Source organism: Telluria sp. AZSoR62 (assembly GCF_058111565.1).
Window position 1 is genome coordinate 150,689 of the sequence record NZ_JBYTST010000002.1, and the last position, 20,518, is coordinate 171,206.

The following is a 20,518-nucleotide window of genomic DNA, read 5'->3' on the forward strand; positions in this document are numbered from 1 at the left end:
TGTCTCCTGAATGGTTGTCATTATGCGTGGATTAGCTACGAATTCTTAATAATCGTCGAGCCTGAACTGCGCCATCGAGGGGATCACGAAGTCGGCCCGGCGCAAGACTTCCGGACTGCCTACGCCTACCGCGACCATTCCGGCGTCCTTGATCGAGGCCACGCCGGCCACCGCGTCTTCGACGCCCAGGCAGTCCGCGGGCGCGACGCCGAGCTGGCGCGCCGCGGTCAGGAAGATCTCCGGGTGCGGCTTGCTGTTGGCGATCAGGGCGGCGTCGACCACTTCGTCGAACCGGTCGCGGATGCCCAGCTTGTCCAGCACCGTGAAAGCGTTCTTGCTGACCGAGGCCAGCCCGATGCCCAGGCCGGCGGCGCGCACTTGGTCCAATGCGCGCAGCACGCCGGGCAGCACGTCGCTTGGAGTCATGGTGGCGATCAGCTCCACGTAGTGGCGGTTCTTGGCCTCGGCCAGCGCCAGTTTTTCATCCTGCGTATAGCTGCGCGAACCCTGGGCCAGGATCAGTTCGAGCGAGCCCATGCGATCGACGCCCTTCAGGTGCTCGTTGAAGGCTTCGTCGAAAGGAAGGCCTTCCGATTCGGCCAGGCGGCGCCAGGCCAGGTAGTGGTAGTGGGCGGTGTCGGTGATGACGCCGTCGAGGTCGAAGATGACTGCCTTGTACTTGTTCATGCGGACTCCATGCGCTGGAAGGGTGCTGCCTGCGACAGCGCGACGTGCGCGCCGTGATGGGTGAACGCGAGCGCCTCGCCGCTGACCAGGCGGTAACTGGTGGCGGTGGCGTCCACCGCCACTTCCAGCAGCCCCCCGTGCACGTGCACGCGGAAGGCGTAGCGCTGCCACTTGGCCGGCAGCGCCGGGGCGAAGCGCAGGCCATCCCTGGTCAGGCGCATGCCGGCAAATCCGTAGGCCACGCCCAGCCAGGTGCCGGCCATCGCCGCCGTGTGCACGCCGTACTGGGTGTTGGCGTGGGTGTTGTCCAGGTCCAGGCGCGCGGTCTCGAGAAAATACTGGTAGGCCTTGTCGGCATAGCCCACTTCGGCCGCGATGATGCTGAAGATGCAGGTCGAGAGCGACGAATCGTGGGTGGTCACCTTCTCGTAGAAATCGAAGTCGCGGCGCTTGTCGTCGATCTGGAATTCGTCCGACAGCAGCAGCAGCGCCAGCACCACGTCGGCCTGCTTGCAGACCTGGTGGCGGTAGATCACCAGCGGGTGGTAATGCAGCAGCAGCGGATAGTTCTCGGCCGGCGTATTCGCAAAGTCCCAGGGCTTCTTCGACAGGAAGCTGTCGTCCTGCTCGTGGATGCCGAGCGCCTCGTCGTAAGGCAGGCGCATGTCGGCGCAGGCGGCGCGCCAGGCCGCGATTTCAGCGTCCTCCAAACCGATGGCGGCGGCGATCCGCTTCCAATCATGCGGACGCTCGGCGCGCAGGCGTTCGGCGACGTCCGCCGCAAAGGCCATGTGCATGCAGGCCATCGCATTGGTGTAGTAGTTGTTGTTCACGACCGCCGTGTATTCGTCGGGGCCGGTCACCGCATTGATGCAGAAGCGCCCTTCCCGGTCGTAGCTGCCGATGCCGGTCCAGATGCGCGCCGTTTCCAGCACGATCTCGGCGCCGTACTGGGCGATGAAGTCGAAGTCGCCGGTCGCCATCAGGTACAGGCGGATCGAATAGGCCACGTCGGCATTGATGTGGTACTGGGCGGTGCCGGCCGGGTAATAGGCCGAGCATTCTTCGCCCGCGATGGTGCGCCACGGGTAGAGCGCGCCCTTGGCGTGCGACATCTGCCGGGCCCGCTCGCGCGCCTTCGGCAGGCCGGCGTAGCGGTATTGCAGCAGCGCGCGCGCGATCTCGGGCTTGGAGAACAGGAAGAACGGGAACACGTAGATCTCGGTATCCCAGAAATAATGCCCCTCGTAGCCTTCGCCGGTCACGCCCTTGGCGGCGATATTGGTCTTGCCGTCGCGGCCGACCGATTGCAGCAGGTGGTACTGGTTGAAGCGCACGCCCTGCTGCAGCGCGTCGTCGCCCGCGATCTCGACGTCGGCCTGGGCCCAGAAGTCGGCCAGGTAGGCTTGTTGTTCGCTAGCCAGGGCGGCGAAGCCGTCCTGCAGCGCGCGATCGAGTTCGCTGCGCACGAGGGGCGCGACATCGTCGCGCGCGACGTCGCGCGAACTGGCGTAGGCGATGTACTTGTGGACGGTGAGGGTCTCGCCCTGGGCCAGGCTCGCCTCGAAGGCGCGGCCATCGGCGCACGCCGAGCCGGCGATGGTGGCGACGCCGGATGCGGCGCAGGCGATGCCGGTGCCCAGCAGGAAGCCGCTGTTGCGGGTGCGCTGGGTGATCACCAGGCCGCGATCGGTCGCTTCGCGGCCCTCGTCCAGCAAGGCCGAGCCGGTGATCGCCGAGCCGACGCGCGGATCGTCGCCCGCCTGCATGTTGGTCACCGCGGCATCGATGCTCGCTTCGATGCGCACGGCGCCGCCGAAGTTCAGGGGCGTGACACGGTAGTCGATGGCAGCCACGTGCTTGCGGCCGAAGCACACCAGGCGCCGGCTCTCGATGCGCAGGCGCTTCCCGCCGGCGAGCTCCCAGTCCACCGTGCGCACCAGCACGCCCTGGCGGAAGTCCAGGCTGCGCGCGTACGAAACGATGCGGGCGGTTTCCAGGCCAAGGCGCTGGCCGTCCACGCTGACCGCCATGCATTTCGCGTTCGGTACGTTGAGCATGAACTCGTTGATGCGCGCCAGGCCATAGGCGTTCTCGGGATAGTGGATCGCTTCGGTCTCGTGGAAGCCGTTCAGGTAGCTGCCTTCCAGCGTGCTGCCGGGCTGGCCCGCCATGTCCTCGTGCGTGCCGCGCATGCCGATGTAGCCGTTCCCCAGTGCGAACAGGGTCTCGTGGTGAAACGCCCGTGCCGGATCAATTCCATCCTCGCGGATGCACCAGGGATCCGCTCGCAGCGAGCCTACTCCGATGTTATCGATAACATTTTCCACTTCAGTTTCCTCGTCTCGGCCGCACCCAAAGGCAGCGGCAATGGCTGTACAGGTTAAGCGTGAATAGTCAGGTATGCCGGACGATCAGCGTCGTCGGCAGCATTTCGGATTGCACCTGCTGGCCCTCGATCATGCCCAGCATTTTTTTCGCGAGCAGCACGCCGCCGTCGCGCAGGTACTGGTGCACGCTGGTAAGCGGCGGCACGAAGCTGGCCGCGCCGGGCGTGTCGTCGTAGCCGATGACGGAGATATCGTCGGGCACGCGCAGGCTCGCTTCGGTCAGGGCGCGAATGGCGCCCATGGCGAGCAGGTCGCTGGCGGCGAACAGGCCGTCGCAGGCCAGGCCCGGCTTTTTCTTCAGCAGGGTCGAGACGCTCTCGAAACCCGATTCGAAGGTAAAGGCCTTGGGGCGCAGGATATGGACGGTGGCGCGCCCCGCCAGGGCGTCGATGAAGCCGGCGCAGCGCTCCTGAACCTCGGCGTGGTCGACGTCGCCCAGGAAGATCAGCTTGCGCCGGCCCTGCTCCAGGAAACGCTCGGCCGCGCTGGCGCCGCCCTTGCGGTTGTTACTCCCAACCACGACGTAGTCCGAGCCGGCTTGCGGCGCGCCCCAGACGACCAGCGGCAGGTTGGTCTGCTGCAGCGCCTTGACCGCCTCCCCGTGCGAGCCTTGCCCCAGCAGGATCAGGCCGTCGGCGCCCTGCACCGGGGCGGTATCGAGCAGCTGCTTGGAAGTCAGCACCACGCTGTAGCCGGCCGTGGTCAGTTCCTGGGTGATCCCGCCCAGCAGCTCGAGCGGGTATGGGTCCGACATCGGGCGGCCCTTCACCGGCGTCATCTCGACCACCACGGCCACCGAATACGAACGGCGCATGCGCAGGTTGCGCGCGCTGATGTTCAGGCGGTAGCCCTGCTCGGAGGCCAGCTGGCGGATCTTTTCGCGGGTCTTTTCCGTCACCAGGGGGCTGTCGCGCAGCGCGCGCGAGACCGTGATGGTCGAGACGCCGGCCAGTTTGGCCAGGTCTTCCATCGTTGGTCCCGGATCGCCGGGCGTCTTGCCATGTTTTGCTGGTGCCATCTGGACTGGTGACCGATTGCCTGGAATTGATGAGTTGCCGCTGAACAGTAAGCATTATGACAGGTTTACATGCGCTGTCGATAGCAAATGACATCGATAACAATGTCGTTGACATCGATAACATTCGATGTTTCAATGACAGCACTTTCTTTACCGAACATTTTTTCGGTAAGGCAGCCGGGGAGGAGACGCCCCGCCAGTAGCCGTATTTGACAACAACGAGAGCCTACTCACATGAACCAGTCCAAGCAGTTCCCGCAGCTGTCCGCCATTGCCCTCGCCGTGCTGGCCCTGTCCGTCCACTGCCAGGCAGCAGCGCAGGAAGCCAATGCCGCGCCAAGCACGCCGAGCGCCGTGCAACAGGAAATCCAGCAGGTCGTCGTGACCGGCACCGCCTCCGCCAGCGGCACCCGCAAGATCGACGCCGCCTTCAGCATCACCACCGCCAGCGAAGAGCAGCTCAAGATGGCCGCGCCGATCTCCACCGCCGACATCATGAAGCTGGTGCCGGGCGCGTATGCCGAGCCGACCGGCGGCCAGTCGGGCGCGAACATCCAGGTTCGCGGCTTCCCGTCGGGCAGCGACTCGCCGTTCGTCTCGGTGCAGCTCAACGGCAACCCGATCTACCCGGTGCCGGTGCTGTCCTTCTTCGAGGGTTCGTCCTCGTTCCGCCTGGATGACACCATCGAGCGCGTCGAGGTGCTGCGCGGCGGCCCGAGCACCATTTACTCGGTGGGCCAGCCCGGCGCCACCATGAACTTCATCCTGAAGAAGGGCACGGACACGCCGGAAGGCAGCATGCGCTTCACCGCCGGCACCGGCAACCTGCGCCGCGTCGATGCCGTCTACAGCGGCAAGGTCGCCGACGGCTGGTACGGCATGATCGGCGGCTTCTACCGCGTCACCGACGGCGTGCGCAAGTCGGGCTTCCCGGCCGACGACGGCGGCCAGCTGTCGGCATCGCTCACCCGCAAGCTGGACCAGGGCGAACTGACCTTCTACGCCCGCACTACCGACGACAAGAACGCCTTCTACACCGGCGTGCCCCTGATTTCGTCGGACCAGGGCCGCTCGATCAGCGCCTTCCCGGGCTTCGATCCGCTCACCGGCACCCTGATGAGCAACGAGCTGCGCAACTTCACGGTGGAGGCCGCGCCTGGCCGCACCCTGAACTACGACCTGGGCGACGGCCGCGGCCTGAAGTCGACCGTGTTCGGCATCGACTTCCAGCAGAACCTCAATGGCTGGCAGGTCTCGAACAAGTTCAACTACTTCAACGGCGACCTGAATACCATCGCCATGTTCACCGGTAACAACCCGCTGAGCGCCGCCGACTACCTGCAGGCCGCGATCCAGTCCGCCAACGGCAATGCCGCGACCCTGGCCGCGGTCGGCGGACGCCGCGCCACCACCGGCGCCATGACCTATGTGAAGGGTGGCGCCGTCAGCCCGAACCAGCAGGTGGTGCAGGCCGGCCTGTGGGCGGTGGAGAAGAAGCTGAAGTCGTTCACCGACGAATTGCGCGTCAGCCGCGACATCGGCGCGCACACCGTGACGGCCGGCGCCTACGTGGCGAACTATTCGTCGCGCGACACCTGGTTCCTGGGGAACAGCCACCTGATGAGCGCCACGCCGCAGGCTAGCCTGATCAACGTGCGCCTGGATAACGGCGTCGTGGTGTCCAACAACGGCAAGGACGGCAACATCTTCTACGCGCCGGTCGCGTCCTACGACGGCGACAACACCGCCCTGTACCTGGCCGACGAATGGCGCATCGGCGAGCGCATCAAGCTCGACGCCGGCGTGCGCCGCGAGAAGCAGCGCCTGAACGCCTCGGTCTCGAACCTCGGCTCCGTCGACCCGGACAACAACCCGCTGACCGTCTACAACAACGGCACGTCCAGCCCGACCGGCAGCTTCACCGCGCTCGAACGCGAAGACTCGGTGAACTCGTTCACCCTGGGCGGCCTGTATAAACTGTCGAAGGACTCGAGCGTGTTCGTGCGCGCCAACCAGGGCCACACCTTCATCTACTTCGACGACATGCGCAACGCCGGCAGCCAGGCGGTGCTGGACGACCGTTCGCGCGTGCCGACGCCGAAAGTCAAGCAGTTCGAAGTGGGCTTCAAGACCGCGACGCCGCTCTACAGCGCCTACGTGAACGCGTTCTTCACCGACTTCACCGGGATCTCGTTCCAGCAGATCACCACCACCGGCGTGCTGTATTCGGTGAGCGGCTCGGAAGGCAAAGGCGTCGAATTCGAACTGGCCCTGCGTCCCCTGGCCGGCCTGCAGCTGCAGCTGACCGGCAACTGGCAGGATTCGGAGTACAAGGACAACCCGGCGATCGCCGGCAATACCGTGCAGCGCCAGCCGAAGTTCCAGTACCGCTTCTCGCCGAGCTACCGCCTGCCGATCGGCGACCAGGCCCTGCGCGTCTACGGCACCTACTCGCGCATCGGCAGCCGCTGGGCCGACCAGGCCAACCAGCAATTCCTGCCGTCGTACGAGACGCTGGACCTGGGCGTGCTGGCCGAATTATCCAGCAAGCTCGAGCTGCGCGTGTCGGCCACCAACGTCACCAACGAGCTGGGCCTGACCGAAGGCAACTCGCGCCTGACCGGCGGCAATGGCACCGGCCCGATCAATGCCCGCCCGCTGTTCGGGCGTGCGGTCGAGGCCTCGCTGACCTACCGCTTCTGATGTAGTACCCGGCGGCTTGCCGCTTCATTGTTCTCCCCTTTTCGGCGGGACTTCGGTCCCGCCGTTTTTTATGGGGCTGTCCCCGCAAGCTGTAGAAATTCAACTGTCGAGCTCCGATGTGGTCCAACGATGATCTGATCGAATGTCGGGTGCGGCATGAATGGAGTCCGTTTTAGCAGTTTGCTGAGGAAACTGCCTTCGCTGACGCGGCGCCAGCGGGGGCAGCTGCTGGATGCCTTGCGCCCGGCAATCGGGTTCGAGCGCGTCTGCGCGGTCATCGCCCAAGCCAGGCCCATGCCTTGTTGCCCTTCGTGCCAGGCTGAACGCCCTTATAGTCGCGGATTGGACCGCGGCCTCCAGCGTTATCGTTGCCGCGCTTGCCGCAAGACCTTCAACGCATTGAGCGGTACGCCGTTGGCTCGCCTGCGCCATCGCGCCAAGTGGCTCGATTACCTCTCCAACATGCTCGAAACCAGAAGCGTGCGCGCAGCTGCAAAGGCCATCGGCGTCCACCGCAACACCAGCTTTCGCGGGCGCCACCGTTTTCTATCGCTGACCAAGCACGACCGGGCCGAGCGCCTGGCCGGCATTGCCGAAGCAGACGAGACGTTTTTATTGGAGTCGCAAAAAGGCTAGCGCACCCTCGATCGTCCCGCCCGCCGCCGAGACTACCTGGGCTGGCGCTGGGCGCTCGACGGCGAACGCATTACATCGCCGGGAAGGCTGATGCGAGCGGCGCTGGGCGTCTTCCACACCTAACGGGCACAACGCCTTTCGGTGATGAGCAGAACAGCGGAGAGTTTTCTAACTGGTATGAGTAAGCGCTTCAAACACACCATGAAATTTACCCATGCAGATGTACTACAGCGTTCATTCCTGGATGATGAATCGTACGCAGGTGCACGTGGTCGTGAAGGTGCTTGACGACCCATTCTCGCTCTGCCCGTACTGCTCTGCCTCAAGTCCAAACGAACCAGCAGGCGAGTCAGGGACTGTCCAGCGCATTGTTGAATGCAGTACGACCGGTGTGCCCGATTTGAACACCAGCTCACCGGGCAACTGTGCAATGTCGCGCTGTCGATCGGATCCCAGTTATCGATAGCAATTCGCAAACCCAAGAACAAGTAACTGGAACTATACTCCTCGCTATTACGATGTTTTACATACATCATATCAGGAGGGTGTCAGATGAAGTATGCATTGGTGTTGGAAGCCTGCGCTGAAACCTGCAATTCCACATCAAGCCTTCTAGCGTCCATGGGGTATCTGATTACACCGGTATTTAGCCCAACAAAAGCATTGTGCGCAGCCCGTATGATTCAGTTTGACCTGATCATTACGTGTCTATCGGAGATACCTGGTGATCGCCGTTCGCTGACGAGGGAGCTGGCACGATGCGCCCCGGAGGCTTCGATCATCTATCTGGCAGATGTAGAATCGACAGTTGCCAACCATGGCGCTAGTGCCTGCGCCATTGTGCGTCGGCCATTAAACGCCCAGCATGTCGACGCGATCGTTGCGCACGAATCCAAAGACGCTTTCCAATCGCACTATGTGCCTGCCAAGGAAGAGAGACGGGGAAAGCTTGTCGGCTGATCGCATGCGCTCTGCGTGCGGAGCCTGCTACAGCATCGATTAACGCTAAACTCCAAACGTCCCCAACGTCCGACGTACGAGAGGCTCGCTATGCAAATCATGTCAGTCAAGGAAGGTGGTGGCAACGTGCCACGCCCCAACGTTGCTACCGGTGAGAAGCATGAAGGATTGAGCAAGATGCCGCGCCATCTTTTGCTTGTTGATGACGAAGCCGACGGTGCCGAGTGCGCCGCCGTCCTGTTGCGTTCGCATGGCTTGCAAGTCCTGGTCGCGCATTCGGCAGATGAGGCCTTACAGGTCCTTGAGTCGGCAATGGGCATCGACGCCGTACTAACGGATGTGAAGATGCCCGGTATGGATGGATTGCAACTGGCTGATGCCATCCACGAAAACTATCCGGCAATTAAAATAATCGTCGTGTCGGGATGTATCTCGACTGGTGCAACTGTACAGCGCGAGCAACGCTACCTGTTTGCCAGCAAACCCTACAGGATTGACACCATCATTACTCTGCTTGACAGCTGAGTTCCCAAGCGCCGACTGGATGGAAACGCCACCTCAGCGGTTCCGATTCATTCAACGCAGCGTTTAGCCGCTGGCGACATCCCTCTGGCCCGCCTGGATAGGCAATGCCGATGAAGGACTCCCGAGGGCCACGCCCAGAATCAACGCTCCATGGGCAATGGTCAGCAAGCGACATCGTCAATGCTTGGTTCATCTGCTCGCATACTCAGGGTATGTTTGCGCTGCGTCAAAGTCGACTCGTGAGGATTAACGAAAATCAGCTGAGGAATCGCAAAACGTTCATGTAACTACTGCTCGCACTGCGCAAAACGCATCGTGCAGCATGACGTCGGGGCATGGGTAATGATGAAGCATTGGCGCTCCGACTGCATTGCAATGCATCCTTACCTGCAGATTCGTTGCCACTTTAGAAACAATGGATTTTCCATGGAAACCGGGGTGCCAACTTTTCAGGATCGTGTCTCGGTCGAAATCTTCCAGAAAGAGATTCCACCCTTTATAGGCCCAGAGCTGGCGAGGCGCTACGAGACCCTGCATGCGTCCTTGCCTTTTTTTAGTGCGTTCCGATCCCTGCACAACGTCAGTTGCTATGTAGCACGAGAATGGGGCAAGGTAACCGATATCCTCGTGTTTCGCGTAGAACGTCGGCGCATCGTGGTCCTCAACGAAATGCTTCATATCGATGCCCACGAACTGACACGCTTTGTGCAATCCGTTTTCAATGCATTCCAGCAGATCGACGTGGTCAGTTTCGAGGCGCTCTCCTGCCGCATGGAGCGGTTTGAGTATCCTTTCCAGCAATACGAGGCAAAGGATACCTACGTCATATCGCTGCCGGCCACACCGGAAGAGTACACGGCGGCACTCGGAAAAACGACACGCACAAGCATCCGTCATCAGTTGAATACGGTGCGCAAGACCTTTCCCTCGTTCACAATGACCTTCCTTGTAAACGAGGAAATCGACGAGGAAACGGTCCGTTTGATCGCACAGCTCAGCGAACGAAGGATCACCAGCCGTGGAGCCAGATTCAGTCACGATATTGGGCGCGTCCTGTCCTTGGCTAAGGAATGCGGTTTCGTCTCGCTATTGTGCATTGATGAGAAAATATGCGCCGGTTCGGTCAACTACCAAGTCGGGAAAAGTTTTTTCGGGGACATCACTGCATTTGCGCCCGACTATCGGCATTACGGTGTTGGGAAGCTGTGCACTTACCTGACCATTTGCGAGACCATCCGCCGTGGCGGCACCAGATTTTATCTGGGTGGTGGCGAATTTGAATTTAAGCAACGTTTGCTCGGGCAGAAAATCGTTATGGACCAGCTGCAAGTGTACCGTTCGACAACCAGGCTGCTTGCCAATCTGGATTGGGCGCTGGCGGCGTACGCACGTGGACAACTGCGGCGTCTGAAGACTGGCTTGCACCAGCGTAAAACCAGCCCGGCAGGTGGATTGGCCTTGAAGGCTTTACTGGCCATTAGAAGCAAAATAGCCAAGCAATAAGCCTTTACAGCGCATGCATGTCGCTTCTGACCTCTCTTCTTTCACGCTGGCAGCTGCGCCGGCGGTTCAGGGCTAGGTACATCGTGACTGAGCGCTCACCCAACCTTGATCTCCTGCGGACAATGGCAGTTAGCTTCGTTGTAAGCAGTCATTTGATGCTCGAACATTTTCGTCCACTTATCGGCCGCTTCCACGTCCAGTCACTTGGTACTCTGGGCGTCATGATTTTCTTCGTACATACTTGCCTCGTACTATTGCAATCTATCGAACGCCATGCATCGGACCATGGTGTCCCACTGAGCGCGCCCTCCTTCCTGGTCGCCCGCGTCTTCCGTATCTATCCGATGAGTATGGTGGTTGTTGGGACGCTGGCCCTGATACAACGGTTCGCGACAGAGACCGAACCCGACTTAAGCACCTTACTGAGCAACCTGTTTTTGGTCCAGAATCTGACTGGGGACGATAACATCACACCAGTTCTCTGGAGCCTGCCGTTTGAATTACAGATGTATCTATTTCTTCCTGCCTTGCATACCATTGCGAGCGCGCCGCTCTGGCGCTCGGCGCGCACCGTCGCCTTCCTGTGGTGTGCTTCCTTGGGGTTGATTTGTGTTTTCTTACTGCTTGGATGGAACACCAATCTCATCAAGTTCTACCCGTGTTTCTTACCTGGCGTACTCGCTTACGCAATGCTCGGCGCCCGGAAGACCTGGGGCCCACGCGTGCTGTTTGCATATGTTGGTGCGCTGGCCCTGGCCTACCCAGTCCTTGTGGGTTTGGGGTTCAGTGCAACAGCGCTGGCCTGGATCAGCTGCCTGTTGCTTGGATTGCTCATACCCCGCTGTGGGCAATTACAATCGAGGTGGCTGCAGTCCTGCAGCAGCACGATCGCCCGATATTCTTATGGAATCTACCTTGTCCATGTTCCGGTCATGTATTTGTGCTTCAGCTACTTCGACAGTTTCCCCCTGTATCTGTCATGGATCTTTTTCTTCGTTGGCGTCGCTGGGCTCTCGTATTTCGGATACCACTGGGTTGAGAAGCCAGGCATCGAATATGGGCATGCACTGATGCGCCGGATGAACGCGCGGTCAGCGAAGCCAGTGCGGTAGCTCCGCTGACCCGGCTCGCCAGCCAAGTCGGTAATACCAGTGCAAACAATCCCGCTGGTGGCAGGCGCATATAGCCGGATTGACGAGAGGCATCGATTACCGCCGCGTGCATCCATTCCGTCCGGATTCCATTTCGAACAGCATCCCGGACATCAGGACTGCTTATCTTCTGTGGACAGTTCGATCCGTGCTTCGCCGATACCGATTGCGGGCCCGCGGGGCGCATTTTCGCCGTTCACACGGACAAACGACACGCTGACCATCCCGATCTGCAGGCTCGAGGCGCTAGCCAGTTTTCTGCCTATCGGATACATGAGCTGAACAGCGCCATGTCCATGGTGGCTTGCTCCGGCCACCTGAAATGCTCCCAGGGTCCCGATCAGTACGGAGGCTGGCTTGCTCGACGGTCCGATTTCTGCGGGAATATTCAAGTAGACCTCATAATAAAATCCGCCCTTCCTGCCCGCCGCCGCAAGTTCGACGTCATCGAGTACCAGCGTGACAGAGCGATACCGCTTCGAATTGCCCGGTATAGTGGCCGCATTGCCACGCATGATTTCCTGCACTGCGCTCCAATGCGACGAAAGGATGGGCAACTGGGCACTCACCGACCGCTCGTCCAGGCCAATCAGGCGCGCGCCGCCGATCGAAAATCCGGTGTCGCTGGTGGCCCTCCCCGTAGTCACTGGGAAAGTGCCTAATGGCGGCAGGGTCGCCAGCCTTTGCCCTGACTCCGCTTGCACTAACTGCACGCTTGCCTTTGACAGCGCCGCAACCGGAAGCCCGGTTGGCAGCGTCTCGTTCGCGTAGGCGTATTGCAAGTTGCTACGGGTATCAAAGGTCGAGGAACGCGGCATGCTTAATGTCGTCGCATAAACGTGGTTGCCTGACCAGTACGCGCTCCTTTTTGAAGGCATGGTGCGTCCGCCTCCAGCAGCTACCCATGCGACCCACAAGCGATCCACGTTTGCATGGTGCAGCCAGAAAACCGGATCAACCGGCGAACGCATGGTGGCCATCGCATTGCCGATGATGTCGTGTACCGGGTTGTGCGGCGCGCTTTCCAGATTCGGTTCGAATGCATTCACCATCCCACGCGGAAAATTTGTCACCGTTGGCGAGAATGGTGCCATTGTCAATGCCTGCCGAATATTGGTGTTAACGCGCTCGACGTACAGGGGATTTGCCGTACTGGGGTTCGTAAACTCGGCCGGAATTGTTGCAGACATATAGTAGTCCCAATAAGGAAGCGTCAACCGGGGGTCTCCCGAGACAGTTCTGAGCTGCCGTTCGAAGTAGTACAGATATCCCCGGTGCCAGGCGTAAAAGTAAGGCACGTTATGTGGACAGTAGTTGATGTGTACAGCCGTCCAGTATTCCCAGCTATTCGGATCGGCGGGGTTGGTATTGGCCTTCATCCGCGTGATTGCAGTGAGCAACGAATCGTATTGCGTCGTGATCTTGAACGCCTGCCATTCGAGGCGACGCTGCAGGTTTTTTTGTGCCAACGCGTCTGTCATGAAGGCGGGCATGGCAAGGCTGAGTGATGCGCTACGCAGGAACCTGCGTCGAGTATTTTCTTGAAGCATTGTCTTCTCCATTGTGCGACTGCGATTCGCGGCGCCATTCACTGGAACAACACCATTCTCGTCTGCAAACCCAGTCGTTACGATCCGATTTGAGCTGGCGCAAATCAATGTTAATTCGGCAAAGAATTGAAGGCTTGATATGCGTCATGGGTAGAGTCTGTTCTTACGCAAAACGCTTTGATTTGGATTACGTATTGCCACAGGGGACGTGCCCCCTGTCCCTTTCTTCATGGACTAACCCAGTTATCCCTGATCTTGCACGACGCGCTGCACAGAAGTAATGTCTATCGCTCATTGACCGATATCAAAGCCGGTGTTGAGATAAAGCGAAGAATGGTTGAAAAGGCGAGCAGAACCGCAGTGTAAGGGTCGCGTTGAAGAGCAATTCGTTTCCCGGTTGTCAACAACGCAGTGTGGCCCAACCGTGCAACGTCATGCAGCAAACACCAGCCCCTTGGATGCACCGTGCGCGAGAACAAGCTTAGACGCGCGCACCCAGCATTACTCGTCGTTGCCCGCACTTGTCACGCTTGGCGAACGGTCCAGAAGACCACTGCAGACAGTCATGAAGAGTAGAAGGGAGCTCGACCTGGAACTCGTCAAAGCGGCGCAGGCTGGAGACATGCGCGCATTTGACGCGCTGGTCAGACGCTACCAGAACAAGCTGACTCGTTACCTCGGCACCTTCCTGCGTGACCAAAGTGAAAGTGAGGACGTTGCGCAAGAGGTTTTTATCAAGGCGTATCGGGCGCTACACACCTTTCGCGGCGATTCCGCGTTTTCCACCTGGTTCTTCCGCATCGGGATCAATACGGCAAAGCGCACGATTGTCCGTAACAGGTTGCGTTTTCCGCAAGCTGCCGAGCCTGCCGGGGAGCAAGGTGGCAGCCAGCAATACGGGACCGCCGAGATGGATTTCGATACCCCGGAAGCGAAACTGGAGTCCAAACAGATCTTCGATTTGCTCGACCACACGCTCGGCGAGTTGCCCGAGGAACAGCGTACTGCCCTGGTCTTGCGCGAGTTGGAAGGCTTGAGTTACGAAGAGATCGCAGAGCAGATGCATAGCCCCGTCGGGACCGTCCGTAGCCGCATCCACCGCGCGCGGGACACGATCGCTGCGGCCTTGAAATCCGATTGACATCACGTGGCTCGCTGCACTCAAAAAAAAGGCCCGATGCGACGCATCGGGCACGGGAACCATGAGCCGGCCCCGAAGGACCGGTCATTGTCAGCAGACCTTACGGCGCCACGCCGACCGTATGGTGCAGTTTATTGAAACCCGTAGTGGCTTCCCAGGTGTTGGCATTGGCCATCTGGATTGCATACTCCGGACGGCTGCTCAGCGAAGCTTGCGGGTCAGGCAGGTTCAGCAACAGCGTATAGGAGCCCCTCGGCATGGTCGCCGGCAGTGTCACTGACTCGTTGATCGTCACGGTCTGGCCTGCCTGCCACTTGCGCGGATCGGCGTTGAGCTTCACACGGTAGAGGGCGTTAGTTGCGGTGTCACGGAACACGAGTTCAACGTTGCGGCTGTTGAACGGCGAGGCCCAGCCCGTGTTCTGGATCGACAGGTTGACGGCAAATGCACCGCCCGGCTTCGCGGTACCCGAGAACGAACCGCCCTTCATGACGAAGCGATAGCCCAGCTTTTGTTCCACTTCCGTAAAGCAGCCCTGCGACCGCCACGCGTTCAATACCGTGGTGTTGTAGTCCATGTTCAGGTAGGACCAGTGGAATCTGGACATTTCACCAATTGCCGTTGGACAGTCGCTGCGCGGCGGGACGTAGGCGCAGGTTTCGCCGCCAGCCGCCACGTAGTTAGTTTCTGTCGCAAGATACGGATACTCTACCGACTGGTTGATATAGGTGCCGTAGTCCGACGAGTTCGACAGGAAGCAGTCGTTGTGGTGGCCGAGGCGTGCTTTCGCGGTTCCCGTAAACGCTTCGCTGCTGGTGAGCGCCGTCGGGCTATAGAGCTTCATCTTAAACAGTGGCATGCGCAGCTGTACCATGCGTTCGGCTGGAACGACTGCCAGGAGCTTGTCCACCACCGCCTTGCGGTCCGCGATGTTTTGGGCGGTCATGTTATAGCTGTCGCCATAGCTTGCGGTATTGCCCCATTCGCCCCAGGCGCCGATCAGGCCGGCCTGGACGACGGTGATGACATCCTTGTTTGCGGCAAGGTAGGGTTGTAGCTGGGTCAGGTGGGTCGCTACCATCGCCGGCTTCGCGTCGGCCGGGTTGTTGTTGTCGTTGTACGCAAATCGCACAATCGCTTTCAAACCGGACTTGCGAATCGTGTCCATTTGCTGCTGGAACAAGCTCAGCGTCGTTGCGCTGATTGGCGAGTTCACGTAGTTGCGCAGGTAAAACACGCACAGCACCAAAGTCTCGCCGTCAGCGGTTCGGAAGTTCGTCAGCTGCGTCTGGCTGAGTGGCGTTTCGCACCCGACGTGGCGGTAGAGACCACGTTCGGGGTTCGCAATGGTAGTCGTGCTCGCGGCGTAGTTGACCGCGATGGATGTACCCGGGGCTGGGGCTGGGGCTGGAGCTGGGGCTGGAGCTGGGGCTGGGGCTGGGGCCGGGGCTGGGGCTGGGGCCGGGGCTGGGGCAGGCGTCGGCGCCGGTGCGGGTGCCGGCGACGACGTGGTCGCACCAACCCAGCAGTACTTGATTTGGCCCGGCACCGGATCACCGAAGACCGCATTGTTGCAATTGACCGGACCGGTCAGTGTCTTGGTGACGTAGGTGGTCGAGGTGCCATAACGTACCTGGGCGCTGCCGCTGAACGAACAGGTGCCGCCTTCAGTAGCGCATTGGGTCCAGCCGGTCGGGCTGGTAGGGCTGGTCGGGCTCGTCGTCGAGCTCGTCGCGAGCGCAATCACCGACGAGATACGCACCGGCGCTTCGCTCTGGGTCACTACGTTGGCGCCGGTGGGCGAGCCGATGTCGGCGCTTGCTACCTGTACGGTCGCCACCCCGTTGCTCGAAACCGAGCTGACATTCTTGACGAACGTCCATCCCCAGCCGCCATTTGTCCCGGTGTGGCGGTACAGGCGGCCATTTTCGATCAGATAGGTCGAACCGATGTTATTAGCGCGGTAGCCAGTCGTCGCATTGCGGTCGGTGTCGAGGTAAACACGTACCCAGGTCGGGGTAGTGGTGTAACCCATCTTGACGGTGACAGTGCTGCCGTTGCTGGTTGCAGTGGACGCGCTTTGTGCCAGTGCGAACGGGCTGGACACGAGGCCGGCCAATAACATCAGGGCGTGAATGTTGCGTCGGGCAGGAAATGGGAATAGCTGTTTAACTTGCATGTAGTCGTGTCTTTTCTAAGATGTTTGAATAACTCGGGACGAAAACGTCCAGCCGTCGCTCTCGGTCGAGTGACGGGATGTTGATGAGTTGGGAAAAGGTGCTGCCGGCCTTAGGGCTGGTCAGACGGTCGCTGGGAGCTGCGCTGCGTCAATTAGCAGATCCAGGGATGTGACTGCGAAGCCTTGGCTGTGTCACTACGCGCTTGCTGGGTTGTGCCGAAAAATTACCTTGAAGAAAATTACTCTTCAGCTGGACTGATTTGCGTGTTTCCATAAAGCTCCTCATTTTCCGTTGGAAAGTACACGTTAGACTTTCTTTTCGGCGACTAGTTCCGCAAATCAAAAAAAAAATTACTTTTGCGAAATTTATAACTAGCGAGAAAGAGCATAAAACACAAGTTTATTGCGACTCGTCTATCGAAATGTATAAAAGCGCAACGATAAACCGAATTATCGCTGCGCCTTTGACAATACAGTCCACTTGGCGTGGTTGGGCAGGGCTCAGACTAGCGGACGCCCGCCGGTGCCGCTTTCAGATGAATGTTCACCATTATACTTTCCGCGGGGAACAATCGGATTGCCGAGCTGCTCGAATAGCTCGGCCCACATGTTCGCAATCTTGCTCATCGAAAAACGCTCGCGTGCCTCGACTGCGCGTTGCGAAAACATCATCCTCAGTTGGCTGTCTCCCATCAGCCGTGATAGAGATTCTTCAAGGCCCTGGCAATCCCCTGGTACTACCAGATAGCCGTCGATGCCGTGCCGGATAATATCGCGCGGTCCGGTATCGCAGTCGAAACTCACAGCCGGCAAGCCACAAGCCAGTGCTTCCACGAGGGTATTGGGAAAGCCTTCGAACAGCGAGCTCATTGCATACAGGTCGGCGCGCTCATACCAGCTACCGACATTGCCTACCCGGCCAGGGAGGAAAACACGGCCTGTCAGGCCAGCATCCGACACCTGTGACGCCAGTGCGCCGCGCTGGGGACCGTCACCCAGGATGACGAAGTCCCAGCCAGAATGCCGTGCCGAAAGACGGCCGAACACGTCGACCAGGACATGAAAATTTTTTTCCTCGCTGAATCGCCCGACGGCGAGCACGATGCGCCGGCCCGGCAGGCAGGCGGATACAGGTTCCACCCGGGGTTCCTGTTCCGCCAGCGGCCAACTCACGGGGTTCGGGATAACAGGTGCAAGGCGCGCCCGCGTTTGTGTCTTCAGCCACGAGGCAGATTCCTGAGTCAGGGCGACGATGGCGTCCAGCCCGCCATAAGCGTAGTAACGAAGACTCTCGCGCGCCAGACCGAGTGGCGCCTTGGGAGGAAACGTATGCTCGGAACCAAGCACCCGCACCCCCGGCACTTTCCAGGCTGCGAGCGCAAGGACCACGCTCGCGGTCTGCATGGCGCCCAAAGCGAAGTCCGGCCGCAGCTCACGCAGCCAATGCCGCAGGGCGTGGACGCGTCTTACGGTGCGTAGTCCCCCTGATAACAAATCCTCGCCGCCACTCGACATGTCCATGCAGACCCGACGGACAGCCGGATCGAGCGCATAAAAGTCCGTTGATCGCGCAGCAACGGTCAGTACCGTGATATCCCAGCCGGTCGAGGCCCAGTGATTGGCAAGGTTCGCCACGACGCGTTCGGCGCCGCCATTCTCGAGCGAGTGGACATAGATGAGCAGTTTCATGGATGTCATTGATGCGGCCCAGGCATTGTTCAGGATGGCCGGACCCGGAAGTTCGTGCGCAGCTTCGCATTGCGAATCAATCCGGCCAGGCTACGGTCCAGGTAGACTGTACCGGGCGAGCTGGTGACCGTAGGGTTGGACACTACCTTCCCTTTGAACGGACCGGCCACCTTGCCGTGCAAGAAGATCCGGTCCCAGGCGCGCTCAGTTCTGGCTCTGACCCCGTCGGCCTCGTGGTCGAAGGTAAATATCGATTGCGCCCCGTCGACGTGAAGGAGATTGACGGTCGCATCGATGTCATGCATGCTGCCCTGTTTTTCCGGCCCCTGATGGTAGAAATGCACGTAGCTTGCGTGGATACCTGCGCCGGTCGCGTCCACCCGGACCCTCACTCGCTCCACATTCCCGGCGCTCCCCCCTTCGGATACCAGTGCGACTAGCCCATTGCTTCCCGGCCATTCCGACGTGCACGACACCCGAACAGCGATGTCGGCATCCTTCAGGCCATAGGCAATGAAGGCGCGCCGCACGTTGTGGCAGGACAGGTCGACTTCAACGCCGCTGCGAACATAATTCGCGCCAACCCCGTAGTAGGAATCGCGCACCTCGCCGGACACCTTAATGTCAGACAAGTAGTGACGCGTGGTGGCGCTGTTATTCGATGCCAGCAGCCCCAATACACGTTCGGCGCAGCAGTCGATCATGCGAAACCCGCTGCTTGCGGCATCGGCCTGGAGCCCTACGCAGTACATGCCATGCCAGTCCACCCTCGGTTTGAACCCGGTATCGATGAAGCGGGCGCCAGCCAGGGTCAGGTTCGAAAAATTGAAGAAGTAGAACAGACTCGGCACCGCCCTGGCCTTGGTGGCTGCCCGAAAGGTCGCTCCATATGCAGAAATCGCCACGTCGCGCGCATTACGGCACAAGACCATGGGGGAAGCATCGCGGCGGACCCCGAAGTCGTACTCGCCCGGCGGCACCAGTACGGTGCCGCCACCAGCATCGGCCAGGATGCTGAAGGCCCGTTCGAACGCGTGCACCAGCACCGCCGGTGCGGCGCCCGGTACGCCACCGTGATCGGCCAGGCTGACGACCAATGGCGGAAGCTTGGCCCCGCCACTGGATCCGACCTTATCCATATCCTGCGGCCTGGCAGGTGCCTCCACTGTCCCGGCCGGGAGAATGCCTGCGATGCCCGCACCGAGCCCGCCGAGCAGGAAACGGCGGCGCGTCACCAAGGGCAGCGGCGCTGGCGGCATCATGGCGGTCCGCTTTCCGGCGCCGTCGTCGTCGCGCGGACGTCAAGGATCAATGCACTCTCCTGCTCTTGAAAAGATAAAAGTAGTGGAAGACGAGTCTGGCCAGCACGTGGCTCCGATTCCGATGCAATATTTCCTTCGCCGCGCGAATGCGCGCGGCAAGCATCATGCCGACTGCCCTGGGCAGGTTTGCCAGCATCCGCGAGTGCGAGCGGTAGATCGTCAGCTCATCCATACACATGAGCTTTCCTCCCAAATGCTGCTTGTACTCGAAGTGTCCGCCGCCCAGATAGCAGCGCCTGCCGCCGCGAGAAGCAATTTCGCGAACCGTCTGGTAGACACAAACCGTGCCCATACTGTATTTCTGGAACTGCTTGTCATAGCCGAGCAGTTCGATGAAAAAATTCGATCCGCACTGGTACCCGATCATGCCCGCGGCAATGCGTTCATTGACCAGGAGCACGCTGACGAAACCACAGCGCTTGGCCATTACCACGATTTTATCGCTGTCATGATGCATCTTGAGTCCGCGCGCTGCAATGCCCTCCTCGCTCAGGCGCATGATCTCCCGCATCCATGCCTCGTCGACTTCGCTGGCAGGGCTGAACTCCATGCGGAAGCTGGGGAAGGTCTTCCTGATCCGATTGCACTTGCGCTTGACGCTACTGCGTGTGGTGGGGCCAAGGCTCGCTGTGTAGGCGTCAGCCGTCTCCGGCAACGAAATGCAGTAGGTGTATTTCGCGGCACATTGCTGTGCGGGGAATTCAAGTTGGCGAAGCTCGGTCTTCAATGCCCGAAAGCGGATAAGGTCGATCTGCCCGAAGCGGGCGAACACCAGTCGCGTGAACCGCGTGATTTCTTGCTGGTCCACCTCGATCATTTCGTTCAGCATCTCCAGGCAATTGTCGCGGACGACGAACAGAAAGATATGCGCCGGCAGCGCGTCTCGCCAGGAAACGTAGCAATGCGCCCCTTGCGTGGATCGGAACAGTTCGAAGAACGGCAGAGACGAATGCAGGGTCTCGTATAACCTGGTGAGCTCGGGGCCGACGAATGCGGGGATCTCGTCCACGTAGCAGGAGCCGAAAGCGCCAAACGGGTCGTTGCATGGAGTGCTCTGTTTCATG

Annotated in this window: 14 protein-coding genes and 1 pseudogene; 7 read left to right on the forward strand and 8 right to left on the reverse strand. The window is 60.2% G+C overall.

What is annotated here, in order from left to right; genetic code table 11:
- Positions 1 to 45 precede the first annotated feature (45 nt).
- The 3 genes from pgmB to AC3XQU_RS04090 all read right to left on the reverse strand — a co-directional run bounded on the left by pgmB (position 46) and on the right by AC3XQU_RS04090 (position 4,095).
- Positions 46 to 687 (reverse strand): beta-phosphoglucomutase, encoded by a 642-nt coding sequence (gene pgmB / locus AC3XQU_RS04080; protein ID WP_489872863.1) that lies wholly within the window; start codon positions 685 to 687, stop codon positions 46 to 48.
- The gene (locus tag AC3XQU_RS04085; protein WP_489872864.1) at positions 684 to 3,017 is read right to left on the reverse strand and encodes a glycoside hydrolase family 65 protein; all 2,334 of its coding nucleotides are present in this window, start codon (positions 3,015 to 3,017) and stop codon (positions 684 to 686) included. The genes pgmB and AC3XQU_RS04085 overlap by 4 nt, the downstream gene beginning before the upstream one ends.
- 67 nt (positions 3,018 to 3,084) lie before the next feature.
- The gene (locus AC3XQU_RS04090; RefSeq protein WP_489872865.1) at positions 3,085 to 4,095 is read right to left on the reverse strand and encodes a LacI family DNA-binding transcriptional regulator; all 1,011 of its coding nucleotides are present in this window, start codon (positions 4,093 to 4,095) and stop codon (positions 3,085 to 3,087) included.
- A 234-nt stretch (positions 4,096 to 4,329) separates the two neighbouring features.
- On the opposite strand from AC3XQU_RS04090, the gene AC3XQU_RS04095 reads away from it, so the two are divergent.
- From AC3XQU_RS04095 to AC3XQU_RS04120, 6 genes and pseudogenes are all read left to right on the forward strand, one after another.
- Positions 4,330 to 6,798, forward strand: coding sequence for a TonB-dependent receptor (locus tag AC3XQU_RS04095; RefSeq protein WP_489872866.1), 2,469 nt, complete (start codon positions 4,330 to 4,332; stop codon positions 6,796 to 6,798).
- Positions 6,799 to 7,035: 237 nt separating this feature from the next.
- Positions 7,036 to 7,431: pseudogene (locus tag AC3XQU_RS04100) on the forward strand (transposase); the annotation flags it as partial.
- Positions 7,432 to 7,986: 555 nt separating this feature from the next.
- Positions 7,987 to 8,394: a hypothetical protein gene (locus AC3XQU_RS04105; protein WP_489872867.1), complete on the forward strand. Its 408-nt coding sequence runs from the start codon at positions 7,987 to 7,989 to the stop codon at positions 8,392 to 8,394.
- 90 nt (positions 8,395 to 8,484) lie between these two features.
- Positions 8,485 to 8,919 (forward strand): response regulator, encoded by a 435-nt coding sequence (locus AC3XQU_RS04110; RefSeq protein ID WP_489872868.1) that lies wholly within the window; start codon positions 8,485 to 8,487, stop codon positions 8,917 to 8,919.
- A 315-nt stretch (positions 8,920 to 9,234) separates the two neighbouring features.
- Complete coding sequence (locus AC3XQU_RS04115) at positions 9,235 to 10,422, forward strand: GNAT family N-acetyltransferase (protein WP_489872869.1); 1,188 nt, start codon at positions 9,235 to 9,237, stop codon at positions 10,420 to 10,422.
- A gap of 17 nt (positions 10,423 to 10,439) precedes the next feature.
- Complete coding sequence (locus tag AC3XQU_RS04120; RefSeq protein ID WP_489872870.1) at positions 10,440 to 11,534, forward strand: acyltransferase family protein; 1,095 nt, start codon at positions 10,440 to 10,442, stop codon at positions 11,532 to 11,534.
- A gap of 152 nt (positions 11,535 to 11,686) precedes the next feature.
- Here AC3XQU_RS04120 and AC3XQU_RS04125 read toward each other — a convergent pair whose 3' ends face one another.
- Complete coding sequence (locus AC3XQU_RS04125; protein ID WP_489872871.1) at positions 11,687 to 13,123, reverse strand: tyrosinase family protein; 1,437 nt, start codon at positions 13,121 to 13,123, stop codon at positions 11,687 to 11,689.
- 565 nt (positions 13,124 to 13,688) lie between these two features.
- On the opposite strand from AC3XQU_RS04125, the gene AC3XQU_RS04130 reads away from it, so the two are divergent.
- On the forward strand, positions 13,689 to 14,264 hold the full coding sequence (locus AC3XQU_RS04130) for a sigma-70 family RNA polymerase sigma factor (protein ID WP_489872872.1): 576 nt from the start codon (positions 13,689 to 13,691) through the stop codon (positions 14,262 to 14,264).
- Between the two features lie 100 nt (positions 14,265 to 14,364).
- Here AC3XQU_RS04130 and AC3XQU_RS04135 read toward each other — a convergent pair whose 3' ends face one another.
- The 4 genes from AC3XQU_RS04135 to AC3XQU_RS04150 form a co-directional block, all read right to left on the reverse strand.
- The gene (locus AC3XQU_RS04135; protein WP_489872873.1) at positions 14,365 to 16,443 is read right to left on the reverse strand and encodes a DUF4832 domain-containing protein; all 2,079 of its coding nucleotides are present in this window, start codon (positions 16,441 to 16,443) and stop codon (positions 14,365 to 14,367) included.
- A gap of 501 nt (positions 16,444 to 16,944) precedes the next feature.
- Positions 16,945 to 18,132 carry a glycosyltransferase family 4 protein gene (locus tag AC3XQU_RS04140; protein ID WP_489872874.1) on the reverse strand — a complete coding sequence of 396 codons (1,188 nt, stop codon included), beginning with the start codon at positions 18,130 to 18,132 and terminating at the stop codon, positions 16,945 to 16,947.
- A gap of 29 nt (positions 18,133 to 18,161) precedes the next feature.
- On the reverse strand, positions 18,162 to 19,394 hold the full coding sequence (locus AC3XQU_RS04145; protein WP_489872875.1) for a hypothetical protein: 1,233 nt from the start codon (positions 19,392 to 19,394) through the stop codon (positions 18,162 to 18,164).
- A 46-nt stretch (positions 19,395 to 19,440) separates the two neighbouring features.
- On the reverse strand, positions 19,441 to 20,517 hold the full coding sequence (locus tag AC3XQU_RS04150) for a GNAT family N-acetyltransferase (RefSeq protein ID WP_489872876.1): 1,077 nt from the start codon (positions 20,515 to 20,517) through the stop codon (positions 19,441 to 19,443).
- Position 20,518: the final 1 nt, after the last annotated feature.

Excerpts from the sequence above, each read along its gene's own strand:
- AC3XQU_RS04105 (WP_489872867.1), top strand. The coding sequence starts at position 7,987 with ATGAAGTATGCATTGGTGTTGGAAGCCTGCGCTGAAACCTGCAATTCC.
- AC3XQU_RS04095 (WP_489872866.1), top strand. The coding sequence starts at position 4,330 with ATGAACCAGTCCAAGCAGTTCCCGCAGCTGTCCGCCATTGCCCTCGCC.
- pgmB (WP_489872863.1), bottom strand. The coding sequence starts at position 687 with ATGAACAAGTACAAGGCAGTCATCTTCGACCTCGACGGCGTCATCACC.
- AC3XQU_RS04120 (WP_489872870.1), top strand. The coding sequence starts at position 10,440 with ATGTCGCTTCTGACCTCTCTTCTTTCACGCTGGCAGCTGCGCCGGCGG.
- AC3XQU_RS04150 (WP_489872876.1), bottom strand. The coding sequence starts at position 20,517 with ATGAAACAGAGCACTCCATGCAACGACCCGTTTGGCGCTTTCGGCTCC.
- AC3XQU_RS04135 (WP_489872873.1), bottom strand. The coding sequence starts at position 16,443 with ATGCAAGTTAAACAGCTATTCCCATTTCCTGCCCGACGCAACATTCAC.
- AC3XQU_RS04145 (WP_489872875.1), bottom strand. The coding sequence starts at position 19,394 with ATGATGCCGCCAGCGCCGCTGCCCTTGGTGACGCGCCGCCGTTTCCTG.
- AC3XQU_RS04130 (WP_489872872.1), top strand. The coding sequence starts at position 13,689 with ATGAAGAGTAGAAGGGAGCTCGACCTGGAACTCGTCAAAGCGGCGCAG.
- AC3XQU_RS04125 (WP_489872871.1), bottom strand. The coding sequence starts at position 13,123 with ATGCTTCAAGAAAATACTCGACGCAGGTTCCTGCGTAGCGCATCACTC.
- AC3XQU_RS04090 (WP_489872865.1), bottom strand. The coding sequence starts at position 4,095 with ATGGCACCAGCAAAACATGGCAAGACGCCCGGCGATCCGGGACCAACG.
- AC3XQU_RS04110 (WP_489872868.1), top strand. The coding sequence starts at position 8,485 with ATGCAAATCATGTCAGTCAAGGAAGGTGGTGGCAACGTGCCACGCCCC.
- AC3XQU_RS04140 (WP_489872874.1), bottom strand. The coding sequence starts at position 18,132 with ATGAAACTGCTCATCTATGTCCACTCGCTCGAGAATGGCGGCGCCGAA.